Annotated in this window: 15 protein-coding genes; 8 read left to right on the plus strand and 7 right to left on the minus strand. The window is 40.7% G+C overall.

Annotation, left to right across the window (positions count from 1 at the left end; genetic code table 11):
• The first annotated feature begins 247 nt into the window (after positions 1-247).
• Together HYI04_RS13860 and HYI04_RS13865 are read left to right on the plus strand one after the other, a co-directional pair.
• Positions 248-466, plus strand: coding sequence for a DUF1653 domain-containing protein (locus HYI04_RS13860; RefSeq protein ID WP_010326569.1), 219 nt, complete (start codon positions 248-250; stop codon positions 464-466).
• A gap of 30 nt (positions 467-496) precedes the next feature.
• A complete protein-coding gene (locus tag HYI04_RS13865) occupies positions 497-1,102 on the plus strand; it encodes an O-methyltransferase (RefSeq protein WP_010326570.1) in 606 nt (201 codons plus the stop codon).
• Between the two features lie 25 nt (positions 1,103-1,127).
• On the opposite strand, the gene HYI04_RS13870 is transcribed toward HYI04_RS13865, so the two are convergent.
• Positions 1,128-1,331 (minus strand): KTSC domain-containing protein, encoded by a 204-nt coding sequence (locus HYI04_RS13870; RefSeq protein WP_004980128.1) that lies wholly within the window; start codon positions 1,329-1,331, stop codon positions 1,128-1,130.
• Between the two features lie 138 nt (positions 1,332-1,469).
• Positions 1,470-2,900, minus strand: coding sequence for a pyridoxal phosphate-dependent aminotransferase (locus HYI04_RS13875; RefSeq protein WP_010326571.1), 1,431 nt, complete (start codon positions 2,898-2,900; stop codon positions 1,470-1,472).
• Between the two features lie 228 nt (positions 2,901-3,128).
• On the opposite strand from HYI04_RS13875, the gene msrB reads away from it, so the two are divergent.
• From msrB to HYI04_RS13900, 5 genes are all read left to right on the plus strand, one after another.
• Positions 3,129-3,548: a peptide-methionine (R)-S-oxide reductase MsrB gene (gene msrB / locus HYI04_RS13880; RefSeq protein ID WP_005399615.1), complete on the plus strand. Its 420-nt coding sequence runs from the start codon at positions 3,129-3,131 to the stop codon at positions 3,546-3,548.
• Positions 3,545-4,027, plus strand: coding sequence for a glutathione peroxidase (locus HYI04_RS13885; protein ID WP_010326572.1), 483 nt, complete (start codon positions 3,545-3,547; stop codon positions 4,025-4,027). Before msrB ends, HYI04_RS13885 begins: the two co-directional genes overlap by 4 nt.
• Positions 4,028-4,048: 21 nt before the next feature.
• The gene (locus HYI04_RS13890) at positions 4,049-4,900 is read left to right on the plus strand and encodes an AraC family transcriptional regulator (protein WP_010326573.1); all 852 of its coding nucleotides are present in this window, start codon (positions 4,049-4,051) and stop codon (positions 4,898-4,900) included.
• 47 nt (positions 4,901-4,947) lie between these two features.
• Complete coding sequence (locus HYI04_RS13895) at positions 4,948-5,571, plus strand: LysE family translocator (RefSeq protein ID WP_010326574.1); 624 nt, start codon at positions 4,948-4,950, stop codon at positions 5,569-5,571.
• Positions 5,572-5,740: 169 nt separating this feature from the next.
• The gene (locus HYI04_RS13900; RefSeq protein ID WP_010326575.1) at positions 5,741-7,963 is read left to right on the plus strand and encodes a TonB-dependent siderophore receptor; all 2,223 of its coding nucleotides are present in this window, start codon (positions 5,741-5,743) and stop codon (positions 7,961-7,963) included.
• 58 nt (positions 7,964-8,021) lie between these two features.
• Here HYI04_RS13900 and dapC read toward each other — a convergent pair whose 3' ends face one another.
• From dapC to HYI04_RS13925, 5 genes are all read right to left on the minus strand, one after another.
• Positions 8,022-9,191 (minus strand): succinyldiaminopimelate transaminase, encoded by a 1,170-nt coding sequence (gene dapC, locus HYI04_RS13905; RefSeq protein ID WP_010326576.1) that lies wholly within the window; start codon positions 9,189-9,191, stop codon positions 8,022-8,024.
• Between the two features lie 24 nt (positions 9,192-9,215).
• The gene (glnD, locus tag HYI04_RS13910; protein WP_010326577.1) at positions 9,216-11,882 is read right to left on the minus strand and encodes a [protein-PII] uridylyltransferase; all 2,667 of its coding nucleotides are present in this window, start codon (positions 11,880-11,882) and stop codon (positions 9,216-9,218) included.
• 28 nt (positions 11,883-11,910) lie between these two features.
• Positions 11,911-13,125, minus strand: coding sequence for a formate-dependent phosphoribosylglycinamide formyltransferase (gene purT / locus HYI04_RS13915; RefSeq protein WP_171056718.1), 1,215 nt, complete (start codon positions 13,123-13,125; stop codon positions 11,911-11,913).
• A 234-nt stretch (positions 13,126-13,359) separates the two neighbouring features.
• A complete protein-coding gene (gene ygaH, locus HYI04_RS13920) occupies positions 13,360-13,707 on the minus strand; it encodes an L-valine transporter subunit YgaH (RefSeq protein ID WP_004980107.1) in 348 nt (115 codons plus the stop codon).
• Positions 13,704-14,456 carry an AzlC family ABC transporter permease gene (locus HYI04_RS13925; RefSeq protein WP_010326579.1) on the minus strand — a complete coding sequence of 251 codons (753 nt, stop codon included), beginning with the start codon at positions 14,454-14,456 and terminating at the stop codon, positions 13,704-13,706. Before HYI04_RS13925 ends, ygaH begins: the two co-directional genes overlap by 4 nt.
• A gap of 101 nt (positions 14,457-14,557) precedes the next feature.
• On the opposite strand from HYI04_RS13925, the gene HYI04_RS13930 reads away from it, so the two are divergent.
• Positions 14,558-15,040 (plus strand): hypothetical protein, encoded by a 483-nt coding sequence (locus HYI04_RS13930; RefSeq protein ID WP_004693449.1) that lies wholly within the window; start codon positions 14,558-14,560, stop codon positions 15,038-15,040.
• Positions 15,041-15,288 lie beyond the last annotated feature (248 nt).

A 15,288-nucleotide genomic window follows, 5' to 3' on the forward strand; every position in this document is an offset into this window, starting at 1 on the left:
ATCTAACATTGTTAAGCTCTCCAAAGCAGTCTGTAAAATTATTTGATAGAAGAATCATAGAGTAAATCTAAAAATAGATAAAACAGTTTGTTTTTATTTTAATAATCGGTTTTATAGATTTAAAGATGTTTTCTTCAATCATTTCATAAAGCTATATGGGGGATTTAAATGATTCTTCAAGTGATTTGCAGTTTAAGCCGTATAAATTAGGTATGATCGAGACAGTTAAAAAATAGGGAAGCAAGCGATGCAATTACAGCGCGGTATCTATCAGCATTATAAAGGGCAACTGTATCAAGTTTTACATGTAGCGACACATAGTGAAACCGAAGAAAAACTGGTGGTTTATCAGTGTTTATATGGTGATTACTCGATTTGGGTACGTCCACTTGTCATGTTTACTGAAACGGTAATGCTAGAAGATGACCGTGAAGTTGAGCGCTTTAAGCTGATTCAAGAAGTATAAACGAAGCTAAGTAAAGTAGAGGGGGATTTGATGATGCATGCAGAATTTTTGAGTAAAGTATCGGCTTTATATCAACGCTTTCAAGAACATGACAGTACGCAAGCAGATCGTATTGCGCGCTTTCGCAATATTGAGCCTGAGTCTGCACAATTTTTGGCGCAACTGGTTCATATTCAGCAGCCTCAGCAGATATTAGAAATAGGAACATCAACAGGTTACTCAACCTTATGGTTGGCTTATGCAGCGCAACAAGTGAATGCTCGATTAACCACTTTAGAAATTGATGCTGGGAGAAGTCAACAAGCCGCTAGCCATCTTGCGGATTTCAATTTATCCAATGGTGTTGAGTTTTGGGTGGGTGATGCAGCTGAATATTTGAAGCAGTCGCAAGCCATCTTTGATTTTATATTGCTAGATGCTGAACGTGATGCTTATGTCGACTATTGGCCAGATTTGAAACGACTAATGTGTGTTTCACGCGGAGTTTTGGTGGTTGATAATGTTCTATCGCATGCAGATCAAGTCACGGACTTCATCGCGATTATTCAGCAGGACGAGCAGTTTAACCTGTCTACATTAGCGATTGGTGCCGGCTTGTTGGTGGTGACGTGGGATCATGAAAAACAATCAGGATAAATCCTGATTGTTTGAGATTCAAAAATTAATGAATACTTAAGCGCGTAAAGTGCAAATCATATTCTAAATATTTATGAACAAAAGCTGTTTTATTATTACATCGAACTAAGTTGTTATAAATAAATTCAGGCACAGGGTGGTACAGCTCGCCTGAACCATCGGCATAGAAAATTTTTAAATAGCGTGTGGAAGCATTGTATTTCCAAGATGTTACCGCAATTGTCCCCATAAGCGACTCCCCATCATTTACATGGAATCACAGCAATGTGGCTGCTTAATTTAAACTTATGCCAAACTTAAAAAGTGAAGTATTACAGTTTTGTAAATAAAAAACCGTACATAAAGTACGGCTTTTTTAAGTGATCAATTAACGCATTTTCGCAAGGAAACGACCTACTCGGGTAATAGCTTCACGTAGTTCATTTTCAGCAGGTAAGAACACCACACGGAAATGATCTGGTGTTGGCCAGTTAAAGCCTGTGCCTTGAACCAGAAGTACTTTTTCCGCACGAAGTAGATCAAGCATCAGTTTTTCGTCATCTTGAACTGGATAGATTTCTGGGTCCAATTTCGGGAAGCAATACATTGCGCCTTCAGGTTTAACACACGATACGCCTGGAATGTCATTCAACATTTGCCAAGCGATATTACGCTGTTCGTATAAACGACCACCTGGGCGAATTAAATCATTGATTGACTGGTAGCCGCCTAAAGCAGTTTGAATGGCATACTGAGCTTGGTGGTTAGCACACAAACGCATAGAAGCGAGCATGTCTAGACCTTCAATATAGTCGACTGCACGAGACTTATCGCCTGTGATTGCCATCCAGCCTGAACGGTAACCCGCAATACGGTATGCTTTAGATAAACCATTGAAAGAGATACAGAGTTGGTCACCAGCTAATGCTGCTACAGAAACATGTTCAATACCGTCATAAACGATTTTGTCGTAAATTTCATCTGCAAACAAAATCAAATCATGCTTTTTAGCCAATGCGACGATTTGCTCAAGTACATGGCGTGGATAAACTGCACCTGTTGGGTTGTTTGGATTGATAATCACGATACCACGGGTACGTGGTGTGATTTTACTCTCCATATCCGTAATATCGGGATACCAAAAGTTTTCTTCATCACATTTATAATGAATAGCTGTACCGCCTGAAAGATTTACCGCAGCCGTCCAAAGGGGGTAGTCAGGCATTGGCACGAGCATCTCGTCACCATCATCTAACAAGCCTTGCATGGCCATCATAATCAATTCAGAGACACCATTTCCGATATACACGTCATTGACATGCATATCTAAGATGCCTTTTTGCTGATAGTACTGACAGATGGCTTTACGCGCAGGGAAAATCCCTTTTGAGTCGGTATAACCCACTGCATTTGGCAGGTTTAAAGCCACATCATTAATAATTTCTTGAGGAGCTTCAAAACCAAACGGTGCAGGGTTACCAATGTTGAGTTTGATAATCTTATGGCCGGCTTCTTCCATTTCATTGGCCGCTCGTAACACTGGTCCACGGATGTCGTAGCATACATGCTCGAGCTTAGACGATTTTTTTATTTCGCGTGGGGTTTGGAGAGTGTTCGGCATTTTGATGTTCTCGGAAAGAGTGGAGGTCACTTTTGCATAACGGTATAAATAGCTTTTAAATGTTTCAGTTGTCACCAGGTCGAGATCATGTTCATCTCTGAGTAAAGCAACAATTTTTTCATGCGTAAAACCCACCTGTTGATATTGTTTAATCACAGGCAGTAGATGTTTAAAAATAACGCTCTTTTTTTGCGACATTTTTTTAATCCTGAGCAAGAATGTCAATAAGACTAACACTAAATTTGCTCACAAAAAAGCATTTAAGAAAATAAATTGCTTACCATTTTTATTAATTGCTTTCTTTTTGCTTTTATTGGAATTATAGGTCTTTTGTAAATTGTGAACTAAACACTAGAAATTTTAAGTTGAATCACGTAAATATAGGATTATCCTATTTTAAATAGCAAGATAGAAAGGGACGTGATCATGGGAAAACTCAATAAAACAGACCGAGAATGGCAAAGAGAGTTATCACCTGACGAATTTCGCATTACGCGACAAAAGGGGACGGAACCAGCCTTTACGGGGAAATATTGGAATACTAAACAAGCCGGCACTTATGTATGTCGCTGCTGTGGTACGCCATTATTTAATTCTGAAAATAAATATGACAGTGGTTGCGGCTGGCCAAGTTTTTATAAGCCACTCAATACGACTGTGATAGAAGAGCATCAAGATACAACACATGGCATGGTGCGTACCGAAATTGTATGTCATCACTGTGATGCTCATTTAGGCCATGTTTTTACAGATGGACCTGAGCCTACAGGTTTACGTTACTGTGTAAACTCGGCTTCATTAGAACTAGAAACACAAGAAAAAAGTGATGAGGATACTTATCCATGACCAACATTTATCAGTTTGAAGCGGAATTGTTAGATGGAAAAAATAAAGCCTTTGCTGACTATGAGGGCGAAGTGCTGCTCATCGTCAATACGGCCAGTAAATGTGGGTTTACACCACAATTTGCGGGATTAGAAAAAATTTACGAGCAATATCATGCACAAGGGTTTGAGGTGTTAGGCTTCCCTTGTAATCAGTTTGGGGGGCAAGATCCGGGTAGCAATGAGCAAATAGGAACGTATTGTCAGAAAAACTATGGGGTGACTTTTCCCATGTTTTCCAAAGTTGATGTTAAAGGCCCTGAAGCCCACGCCATATTCCGTTATTTAACCAATAACAGCAAAGGGATTCTCGGCAGCGGCATTAAGTGGAATTTTACAAAATTCTTGATTGGTAAAGATGGCAAAGTAATTAATCGTTATGCGCCAACCACCAAGCCTGAAGCCATTCAGGCAGATATTGAAAAAGCATTACAACAATAATCGGTTGATGTATCGTCAGTGATGAAAGAGCAAGGTGCTTTAGTTGAATTTTGGAGTGACCCACACATGCCTTATGTGGAAACACGTCGGGCATGTGCAAGTCGTGCTTGTTATAAAGCCCATAGTCATCCGACATTTTCAATTGGAACGGTGGATCAAGGTAACAGCATTTTCACTAGCCACTTCGGTGGAACGCAACAAATAGACGCTGGTACTTTGGTATTGGTTCCTGCACATGTAGAACATGCGTGTAATCCTGTTCCAGATCAGGCTTGGAGCTACCAAATGATGCATTTAGATGCACATTGGTTGAATCAGTTATTACAAGAAACTGCACATAAAGATGCTTATCAAGACATACCGCAGTTCAAACCCGTGCTGTATAAACAGCCTAAGATGTATCATGACTTCAGTTGTCTTAACAGTCAATTATTTGATACTGCACTGTCTTATTGGGAAAAAGAACAAACCTTAATCACAACACTTACTGAGCTTTTATTTCCATATATTCAGCTAGAATTTCTTGCTCCTCAACACTATGCACAGCAAGAGTTTAAGCAGCTTTTATCGATGATTCAGGATGCTGATGTGTTTTTATCATTAGAGCAAATGTCGCAAGAAGTCCAGTTGAGTCGGTATGCCATTATTCGGCTATTTAAATCGTCTTTAGGTATGACGCCGCACGCTTATCAATTGAATCATAAAATTAATGATGCACGTACCTTTTTAAAACAAGGTATGGATATAGCGCAACTGAGTTATACGCTGGGCTTTAGTGACCAAAGTCATTTTCATCGTGTTTTTAAAAATTTAACGGGCACTACGCCTAAGCTCTATCAAAAGCAACATCGCGCAATTTTATCCAAGAGTTGATCTTCATCCATCGTTAGGCTTGTCTCACTTTTAAAGAGAGATTAGTGATGGAGCTTTTTATTGTTATTGCTGTGACGCATTTTGTGGCTTTGCTTTCTCCTGGCCCCGATTTTTTCCTGATACTGATGACGGCATTAAACAGTGGTCAACGAAGGGCACGATATACAGTTTTCGGTATTGTAGCTGGGAATGTTTTTATTCTAGCGCTTATTTTTACTTTACTGGGGTGGCTTGGGCATATTCATGCTTATGTTCTGCTGTTGCTACGCGGATTAGGTGTTGCTTATTTATTGTATTTGTCTATGCAATGTTTTCGCTATAAGCATCATGAGAGTGTTGAAGTTCAAGCGCGTGATCCTGCACCTCCTCAAACGAGAATTCTATGTTTTACTCAAGGTTTACAGTCAAGTTTGCTGAATCCTAAAAATATGATGTTCTATAGTAGTTTGATATTGCTGGTTTATTCAAAATTTGATTTTTATACTTTGCTTTTAATGAGTCTCTGGATGGTGGCACTGGTTCTGATGTGGAATCTGCTGTTGCTTAAGTTATTGAGTTGGAAGCGTTGGAATCATTTTTTAACCCAGCGACTCAATTGGCTTTATAAGATGTCAGGGTGCTGCTTTGCCTCTTTTGCAATCGTTTTGCTATTAGATGGGCTAGTAATATGAGAATCTTAAAGTAAAAGTCAATCAGTTGTCTGACGTCATAAGTTATAACAATGGAATAATTAATTCTCATTTGAATTTACAATTTAAATGAGAATTAAATCAGTTTGACTAAGATCAATTCTCATTTACTATCAGGCTCGAATTTTAGATTGATGAAAAAGGGTAGGAAATGGTTAAGCTGAAACCATTGGTGTTAATGATGGCATGTGTATCTGGGTACAGTATTTCATATGCTGCCGAAGCTCCAGTAGTCGTTGAATCTGACTCATCATCTCAGGCGAGTAATCTTACAGCTTTGGAAACAATCCGTATAGTTGCAAGTGCCGATGCTTCTGCAAATGGTTTAATGGAAGCTTTCGCTGGTGGTCAGGTTGCAAGTGGCGGCCGAGTTGGGATTTTTGGGAATCAAAAAAATCTTGATACGCCATTTAATTTAACTAGCTATACCAATCAATATATTCAAGAGCGTCAAGCAAAGAGTGTTGGGGATGTGCTAAAAGCAGATCCGAGTGTACGTGTTGGGCGAGGATATGGTAATTTTCAAGAAAACTACTATATCCGTGGTTTTAACTTAGGGTCAGATGACACTGCTTATAATGGTTTATATTCAATATTACCGCGTCAATATATTCCAACAGAACTTTTTGAGCGTGTGGAAGTATTAAAGGGTGCCTCATCGTTTTTAAACGGTGCTATGCCAAGTAATGGTGGGATCGGTGGAGCAATCAATCTTCTACCAAAACGAGCAGGAAATGAGCCATTAAATCGGGTAACTGTGGGTACCGATTTTAATGGTGGCTATATCTCAAATGATATTTCACGACGTTTTGGTAAAGATCAGCAATTTGGTGTACGAGTAAACACCGCCTACCATGATGGAAATACGTCTGTTGATGATGAAAAGAAATCATTAGGGCTTGCTGCTATTGGACTAGATTATAGTGGTGAGGGCCTACGCCTTTCGGGTGATATGGGCTATAGCAACAATCGCTTAAATGCAACTCGACCAAATGTAACATTGGGTGCTGGGTTAACGTTGGTACCAAAGGCTATTGATAGTTCTAGTAATTATGCTCAAAAATGGTCTTATTCAAATGAAGAGAATGTTTTTGGAAGTTACCGTGCGGAATATGATTTTAATGATGCACTAACTGCATATGCAGCATATGGTTTCCGTCATGGCGAAGAACAAAACTCACTGGCAAGCTACACATTAAGAAATGCTTCAACGGGTGCTAGTACACTCTACCGTTTTGACAATGCTCGTGTAGACATGGTCAATACAGGTGAGGTAGGGGTACGTGGAAAGTTCGATACAGGTTCAATTAAACATAATTTAGTTGTTTCTGGATCAGCATTTCAACTAAATACGAGAAATGCCTATTTTATGGATTCAGGGAATCCATTGAACTCTAATATTTATCATCCTATTCAACATGACCAACCTGCTGCTTTAACACCAGCATTCTCAGGTGGAGATATGGATAGTCCGAAATTGACCACTCGGACGCGCTTAAGAAGTGTTGCTATTGGGGATAATCTGACTGCATTAGATGATAAATTAATTATCATGTTGGGTGCGCGTTATCAGCAGATTCTCCAAGATACATATAATTATTCTCAAGTGAAAACAGGGGCATATGATGAGAGTAAATGGACGCCTGCACTTGGAGTAACCTATAAAATTACTCCAGAAGTTTCAGTTTATGCCAACTACATTGAATCTTTAGCGAAGGGTCTAACAAATACAACTGGTGGGGTGACCACATCGATTAAACCGTTTGTGGCTGAACAGAAAGAAGTAGGTGCCAAATATGAAAATGACCATCTTGGGGTGACATTAAGTTTATTTGATATTAATAAACAACGTGGCATTATGCAAAATGGTGTATTTAGTGATTCTGGTGAATACGTTCATCGGGGGCTAGAACTGAGCAGTTATGGAAAGCTTACAGACTCCTTGACTGTTTTAGGTGGTTTAACGTGGATGCATGCGACGCAAGAGAATACTGGCTCAGCTATTTATGATGGAAATTATGAAGTAGGGGTTCCAAAGTTTCAGGCGAACCTAGGCACGAATTGGAAATTACCACTCCCGCAAGATATTTCTTTGAATGCCCAATTGACTTATACAGGTTCAACTTATGCAAGCTTGGACAATAATTTGAAAGTTAAAGATTGGACTACGCTTGATTTAGGTGCAAGTTATAGAACTCAGTTTGGTCAAACCCCAACAACATTTAACTTCCTTGTGAATAATGTATTTGATCAGGATTATTGGGGTTCTGTTGGTCTATATGACAATATTAACAATACAAGCAACACCAATAATGGCTATTTAGTTGCTGGTTTACCGCGAACATTTATGCTTAGTGCATCATTTGATTTTTAATCGAATGAAAAAAAGAAAACCTCCTTTATAGGAGGTTTTCTTTTTTAGATGAGCTTATTTATAAAATTGCTTTAAGGCGAGCAATGACTTGTTCACACTGTGCAAGATCTGCAACTAGCGCAAGACGTACATGGTTTTCGCCTGGGTTACCTTGCTCAGTATCGCGTGACAAATAACGTCCAGGAAGCACTTTGACATGTGCTTTTTCCATGAGCATTTTTGCAAAAGTTTCGTCATTATCTACTTTTAACCAGTAGTAAAAACCTGCATCTGGTTTTTGTAGGGGCAGTATATGGCCCAATTCCTTTTGAAATAAATCAAATTTTGCACGATATTGCACACGATTTGCTTCAACATGCGCTTCGTCATCCCATGCTGCAATCGAAGCCAATTGGTGCTGTACAGGCATCGCCGCACCATGATACGTACGGTATTGCAAATAAGGCTTGAGCAATGCTGCATCACCCGCGACAAAGCCAGAACGCATACCTGGTAAGTTTGAGCGCTTAGACAGTGAGTGGAATACGACACAGTTTTTGTAGTCGTCTCGGCCTATTTCAGCACAAACTTCGAGTAAGCCCACAGGTGCAGTATCAAACCAAAGCTCTGAATAGCATTCATCCGATGCAATCACAAAACCATATTGGTCTGAAAGTGCGATTAATTTTTTGAATTGTTCTTTTGATAACACAGCACCAGTCGGATTGCCTGGTGTACAGACAAATAATAGGGCAGTTTTCTCCCAGACTTCAGCAGGTACAGCATCAAAGTCACCGAGATAACCATTTTCTTCGGTGCAATTTACAAAGTACGGTTTTGCTCCAGCAAGTAAAGCGGCACCTTCATAAATTTGGTAGAACGGGTTAGGCATAACCACATAAGGCGCATCTTCACGATTTACCAATGCCTGTACAAAAGAAAAGATTGCTTCACGGGTGCCAGAAACAGGTAATATATTGTTTTCTACACTAATCTGATTGAGTTGAAAACGACGGGTTAGCCAGTTTGCAATACTGGTGCGTAATTCGGGTATACCTTTACTGTTTGGATAGGTCGATAAATGCTGAAAATTATCGATAATGGCTTGTTTCACAAACTCGGGTGCAGGATGCTTAGGCTCACCAATCGATAATGGAATGAGAGGTAAGTCTGCGGGAGTAATATCCTGAAATAGTTTATTCAACTTTTCAAAAGGATAAGGGTGTAAAAGGGATAAACTCGAGTTCATGAAACAAAATACCAGTGTGTATTGTTAATGTTGACCACAGACCTGACTAGAGGCTTCATCTAAGGCTGATTTTAGTTGTGCAGCAAAAGTTTCAGCTTCAGTTTCGGTCATGGGTTGACCATCTTTTTTGGTGACAAAGAAAATATCTTCGGCACGCTCACCTAGGGTGGCAATTTTAGCAGAGTGAATATCTAACCCTTGCATCATAAACAACCCGCCCACTTTGGCAAGTAAGCCAGGATGGTCAAGTGTTGCAATTTCGACCATGTTTTGTTGCAGTGCTTCATTCAGCGTAATATCAACGGTGTTTTCAATGTCGAAATGGCGTAGTTGACGTGGGATACGACGTTGCATGAGCCCAGGGTATTTATCTGAATTGGCTAAGGCATCTTTTAATGCTGACAGTACTTTGGCTTCACGTTCAGGGTCGGTTAGCAGCGTACCAAAACGGTCAAGCACGACATAAGTGTCTAAGCTAAATGCTTTGGTCGCGGTAATAATACGTGCATCTTGTACATCCAAGTTCATACGATCGAGAATAGCAACTGTTGTCGCAAACAGGTTGGGCTGATCTTGGGTATAAATAAAGATTTGTACCGCATCTTGAGCAAATTTACGCTGGGCACGCATTAAAACCAGCGGTTCAGGGTTGTCACCGTGCTGTAAAATAGCGCGTGTGTGCCAAGCAATTTCATCAGCAGATTCTTTGAGGAAATATTCATCCCCCAGTTCTTGCCAGACTTTTTCGACATCATCTAGTGCAAACTCTTCGACCAGTTGTTCGCTGGCAGAAAACTTGGTGTCCTCGATGAGCATTTGATAGTCCACAGGACGGCCTAAACCTGAGCGAATCACGTCACGTGCATGGGTATAGAGCTGACGCATAAGAGATGCGCGCCACGTATTCCAAAGTGAAGGATTGGTTGCATTGATATCCGAAACTGTCAACGTATATAGATAGTCGAGATGTTCCATGTCGCCCATTTTCTCAGCAAAAGCTTTAACCACATCGGGGTCAGAAATGTCTTTCTTTTGAGAAGTGACGGACATGAGTAAATGGTTTTGGATGAGCCATGCGACAAGGTTGCATTCGCGTTCGGTAAAACCATGACTACGACAGAATTCAATCGCATCGGTTGCACCTAGCTCACTATGGTCTCCGCCACGGCCTTTAGCAATATCATGGAAAATGGCAGCCAAATAAACAATGTCACGACGTGCCAGACGTTGGAACACTGAACTGACGACAGGGAAGTCTTTAGCAAACTCAGGTTCTTTGAAACGGTTTAAGTTGCGCAGTAATAATAAAGTATGTGCATCTACGGTATAGATATGGAATAAGTCATACTGCATCAACCCCATAATCTGCCCAAACGCAGGAATGTAGTTGCCTAAAACGCCATAACGTTTCATTGCCACCATGGTTTCATATAAACGATGGGGTGAGCGAATGATGGCCATAAACAGGGCTTGATGTGATGGATTATCTCTATATTTTTGGTCAATGCGTTTAGCTGCCAAAATTAACAGACGTAGAGTGCGCGCGCGAATGCCTGTAATTTCAGGTCGATTAGCCAATATATAGAAAATTTCTAAAATAGCACTTGGGTTTTCAGAGAAAATTTTATGGTGTTGAACGGCTAGTTTGCCGTCGACTAGTTTAAAATTTTCATTGATTTCTTCAATGTTACGCTCATAGTTCGGTAGGCGTGGGGTAATCACAGATTCATTGAAATAAGCCAACAGCATTTCATTCAGCGTGGTGACTTGTTGAGCGCTTCGATAGTAACGCTTCATGAATTGTTCAATTGGATAATTCGGTGATTTACCTTCTTCACGCACATAGCCAAACTTTGCTGCAATGTCACGTTGATAGTCGAACAGTAAACGGTTTTCATCACGTTTAGTGAGGCGGTGTAGGTGATGACGAATTTCCCAGAGGAAGCTTTCGGCTTCTTCTAATACACCCAACTCAAACTCTGAAATAAAGCCTAAGTGCACCAAGTCATAAATACGGTTGACGCGGAAATGCCGCTTAGCAATCCAACCAATTTGGTTAATGTCCCGAATGCCACCTGGCGCGTTTTTAATATCGGGTTCTAGATTACTTTCCGTAAAGTTATGCTGTGCATAGCGTTTGGCCTGTTCTTCCATTTTTGCATCATAGAAGGTTTTATCTGTCCATGTTTGCGAAACAATGCGTCGCGGCCATTTGGCTAAGTGTTCATTGCCTGTAATTAAACGGGACTCAATGAGGGCTGTGGCAACTGTTAAGTCGGAGGTTGCTTGTTCAACACAGTTGGCAATGGTACGTACACTAATGCCGGGCTTGAAATTGCCGACATCCCAAAGTGAGGAAATAAAGACTGAAATGATTTTCTCTTGTTCTTCGCTAAACTCATCTTCAGACAAGATCATGATGTCTACATCTGAGTAAGGCAGCATCTCTCGGCGACCATAGCCACCGACAGCAAATAAACTTAAGTCTGTCTGATCGAGTTTTGCATATTTCCATAGGAAAATAAGTGCTTCATCGATCATATTTGAACGCGTTAAAATGACATCACGAATGGATTGGCCATGATCAAAACTTTCTTGTAATTGATTTTCGACATCACTACGCCATTGATTAATCGCTTTGATGTCGTGATTACTGCTGACATAGTTAAGCAGTGGAGAAGTATTGATCATGAACCGTATCCGTATATTTTAACAACGCTTAATTTTGATGAACGCTAACCAGTTCAGCAGCTTGTGCTGCTAGTTCACGCGCTTGGTCGGTTGTTTCAGCACGTGCTGTCGCAACACCCATACGGCGACGTGTAAAGCCTTCTGGTTTACCAAAAATGCGTAAATCAGTATTTGGGTTTGCCAAAGCAAGATTTAAGCCAGAAAAAGATAAGTTATTATCATCTACGCCAGCATAGATCACGGCGCTCGCTGCAACGCTATGACGTGCCGTATTTACAGGTAGACCCAAAATCGCACGTGCATGTAGTTCAAATTCACTTTGGAACTGAGAGGCAAGCGTCACAAGACCAGTGTCATGTGGTCGTGGTGATACTTCACTAAACCACACTTTATCGCCTTTGACAAAGAGTTCTACACCGAAAATACCACAGCCACCCAATGCGATAGTGACTTTATTGGCAATACGTTTTGCTTCGTCAAGTGCGGCTGGTGTCATGGCTTGAGGCTGCCAGCTTTCCACATAGTCGCCTGCGTCTTGGCGGTGACCAATTGGGTCACAGTACGACGTTTCAATTTCACCTGTTTCAGGGTTTTTAGAGCGAACTGTTAATAGCGTAATTTCAAAATCAAAATCAATTTGCGATTCTACAATCACAGTCCCTTGGTTTACACGACCACCTGTTTGCGCATATTCCCAAGCAGCATCTACTTCTGAAAATTCTTTTACGCGGGATTGGCCTTTACCAGAAGAGGACATGACCGGTTTAACAAAGTTTGGATAACCAATGTCATCACATGCAGCACGGAAAGATTCTAAAGTATCTGCAAAACGGTAAGCCGATGTAGGTAAGCCCAGTTCTTCCGCAGCTAAACGACGGATGCCTTCACGGTTCATGGTTAAATTGACCGCTTTTGCAGAGGGGATGACTGTCGCAATATTATCTTGTTCGATTTCAACCAATACTTGTGTCACAATGGCTTCAATTTCGGGAACAATTAAATTCGGCTTAACGTCCTGAATGAGTTGTTTAAGCGCTGTCGCATCTGCCATATTTAAGGTATAGGCATAGTGTGCCACTTGCATTGCAGGAGCATGATCGTAACGGTCAGCAGCATGAACTTCTACACCTAAACGTTGTAAAGAAATCACAACTTCTTTCCCAAGCTCTCCAGAACCCAATAGCAGAACTTTAAATGCTGAAGGCTGAAGTGGAGTACCAATAGTAACGCTCATGTAAATCATCCATGCTTGATTTTATGGGCTTTTAGCATAGCAGAACTCTTAAAAGTGTTCAGGGTTCATTCACATAAATTAATGATATTGTCCAACAATTTTTTTTATAATGCTGTGCATTCCAACATCAAAATTTTCATGTAAAAAGATGCTCAATAAACTTTTACAATCAAGCTGGAAATGACTTGCACAGATGAATCGCTTCAAATAGCACTTTAAGTTTTGATGGATGCAAGATATGGGTTAAAAAGGCATAGGAATATAGGTGTAAACCAAGCCGTAGCTAAGCGCCGCGGTGAGTGTGGCAGGGACGATTTGCTTAAACTTGAAATAAAGTCCAGCTAATACGATGAAGCCGACTAACATGGCAAAACTTTTATTGGGTGTATCTAACAGTGGTGGCAAAGTAGCAACCACGAGCATTGAACTGATCGCCGCGATACCAATCGAACCTAATGCAATCTTCAACCATAGAGCACCGCGCTTTTGTGAACCTTGTTGGAACTTTTGAATGACGAAGAATGGGCCAAAGCGTGAGGCAAAATTTGCAATACCCACTACAATGCCGACCAAGATAATTTCGATATTCATGCTTGATCTCCCATATGTTCAGGGTCTGGTTTTTTCAGTACATAGTGTTTAAACAAACCTGCAAATATACCTGAACTGATACCAATAAAAATTGCAGCAGATAAGTCAATAAAATAGCAGGCAATGGCAGATACAAGAATGGTCACAGCCACCACGAAGGTATGTTTCTTTTCAAATGCTGCCAATAAGAAACTTAAGAACAGTGCAGGTAGTAGAAAGTCTAGAGCGGCTTGTAAAAACTGGGGTAAATGACTGACTTGGTCTGCAAACATTCCACCTAGAAAAGAACCTGTAGCCCATGCGAGCCAACTAAACAGGCTTAAGCCCAGCATCCAAGACTCAGACCACTCTTGGCGACGTTGTGACAGTTTAATCATGCCTGAGGCAAAAACTTCGTCGGTTAGCCCCCATGACCAAATAGCAGTTTTCTTTAGGTTCAGTTTATCTTGAATTAAGTTTTGTAGCGCAGGGCCATAGAGTAAGTGACGAATATCTAAGGCAATCACAGTGAGGGCAGTCATCCAAATAGACGTGCTACTACCCAATAGTGCAACGACTAAAAACTGACTGGCCCCTGCATACATTGAGCAGGATAAAAATAAAGCCTCCCATGCACTAAAGCCAAACTGGGTTGCAGATACACCAAAGGCAAAAGAAACAGGTAGATAGGTAAAGATAATCGCTTGGCTATCCTTAGCCCCTTGCCAAAAGCCAGCAGCTTGTGCAGGAGTGGGATTAAGTTCGGACACAACACACCTTGAAGAAGACTTTATCAATGGGTCAAAATTGATTGTGTATTGTAACTGAATTCACTAGCATAGTGCCCAATTGTTTGTTGAGGCGTTTAACCATGTTGAAGCTCGAATTACGTACTTTAGGGCTGACTGCAATTATTGTAAGCAGTTTACTTTTGCAAGCTTGTGGGCAGTCAGAGCAAGCTCCTGAACAAAAAGTAGAAATTAAGGCTGCGCCAAAAATTACCAATGATGCTACGGAATATGCCCAGCGTGCTTGGGTGTTTATCAATGAAGTAGATGGCTTGGTGTATAACAAGCAATTGGATCAGATTGAAGCCAAAGTCCGTCATCCTGCACGTAAACTCAGTACGGACTGGCGTATTAATGTCAAAATGACAGACTCAGTAACCGAAGGAAAATACGCACTGTGTCGTAAAGCCTTGACCAGCTTAGAAGTATGGGCACGTGAGACCTTAGACGGTTCGTCAAGTGTTGCACAGAAACAGAGCGATTATGAACGTGATAAAGCACAATGTCGGGGCGCAATTGATAATCCAAGTTTAGGCAATACGGATCCTAAAAAAGTAGGCGTCTAAGACCGAAATAGCATGCCCAAAAGCGAGTTTTTAAAACTCGCTTTTTTATGGTTAGAGCTTTAATGAAAAATATAATAAAAATAGTACATTATCCCAATGCAGTAAAATATCTGAATTGAGTCGAATTTTAAGCGTTAATTTAAAAAATTAGTTTTTGTGATGTTTACATTAATTATTGGTCAAATGCTGCCACAGCAGTCCAAAGTCGTTGAGAAAAATAGTCAAGACGTTACGCCGTGTAAGCAATA

The sequence above is a fragment of the Acinetobacter sp. SwsAc2 genome, from assembly GCF_013391465.1.
GTDB classification, from domain to species: Bacteria; Pseudomonadota; Gammaproteobacteria; order Pseudomonadales; family Moraxellaceae; genus Acinetobacter; species Acinetobacter johnsonii.

What these genes read in the sequence shown, in the direction of transcription:
- ygaH (WP_004980107.1), bottom strand. Translation starts at nt 13,707, where the DNA reads ATGAATATCGAAATTATCTTGGTCGGCATTGTAGTGGGTATTGCAAAT.
- HYI04_RS13870 (WP_004980128.1), bottom strand. Translation starts at nt 1,331, where the DNA reads ATGGGGACAATTGCGGTAACATCTTGGAAATACAATGCTTCCACACGC.
- HYI04_RS13890 (WP_010326573.1), top strand. Translation starts at nt 4,049, where the DNA reads ATGAAAGAGCAAGGTGCTTTAGTTGAATTTTGGAGTGACCCACACATG.
- glnD (WP_010326577.1), bottom strand. Translation starts at nt 11,882, where the DNA reads ATGATCAATACTTCTCCACTGCTTAACTATGTCAGCAGTAATCACGAC.
- HYI04_RS13930 (WP_004693449.1), top strand. Translation starts at nt 14,558, where the DNA reads ATGTTGAAGCTCGAATTACGTACTTTAGGGCTGACTGCAATTATTGTA.
- HYI04_RS13885 (WP_010326572.1), top strand. Translation starts at nt 3,545, where the DNA reads ATGACCAACATTTATCAGTTTGAAGCGGAATTGTTAGATGGAAAAAAT.
- HYI04_RS13895 (WP_010326574.1), top strand. Translation starts at nt 4,948, where the DNA reads ATGGAGCTTTTTATTGTTATTGCTGTGACGCATTTTGTGGCTTTGCTT.
- purT (WP_171056718.1), bottom strand. Translation starts at nt 13,125, where the DNA reads ATGATTTACATGAGCGTTACTATTGGTACTCCACTTCAGCCTTCAGCA.
- dapC (WP_010326576.1), bottom strand. Translation starts at nt 9,191, where the DNA reads ATGAACTCGAGTTTATCCCTTTTACACCCTTATCCTTTTGAAAAGTTG.
- HYI04_RS13865 (WP_010326570.1), top strand. Translation starts at nt 497, where the DNA reads ATGATGCATGCAGAATTTTTGAGTAAAGTATCGGCTTTATATCAACGC.
- HYI04_RS13875 (WP_010326571.1), bottom strand. Translation starts at nt 2,900, where the DNA reads ATGTCGCAAAAAAAGAGCGTTATTTTTAAACATCTACTGCCTGTGATT.
- msrB (WP_005399615.1), top strand. Translation starts at nt 3,129, where the DNA reads ATGGGAAAACTCAATAAAACAGACCGAGAATGGCAAAGAGAGTTATCA.
- HYI04_RS13860 (WP_010326569.1), top strand. Translation starts at nt 248, where the DNA reads ATGCAATTACAGCGCGGTATCTATCAGCATTATAAAGGGCAACTGTAT.
- HYI04_RS13900 (WP_010326575.1), top strand. Translation starts at nt 5,741, where the DNA reads ATGGTTAAGCTGAAACCATTGGTGTTAATGATGGCATGTGTATCTGGG.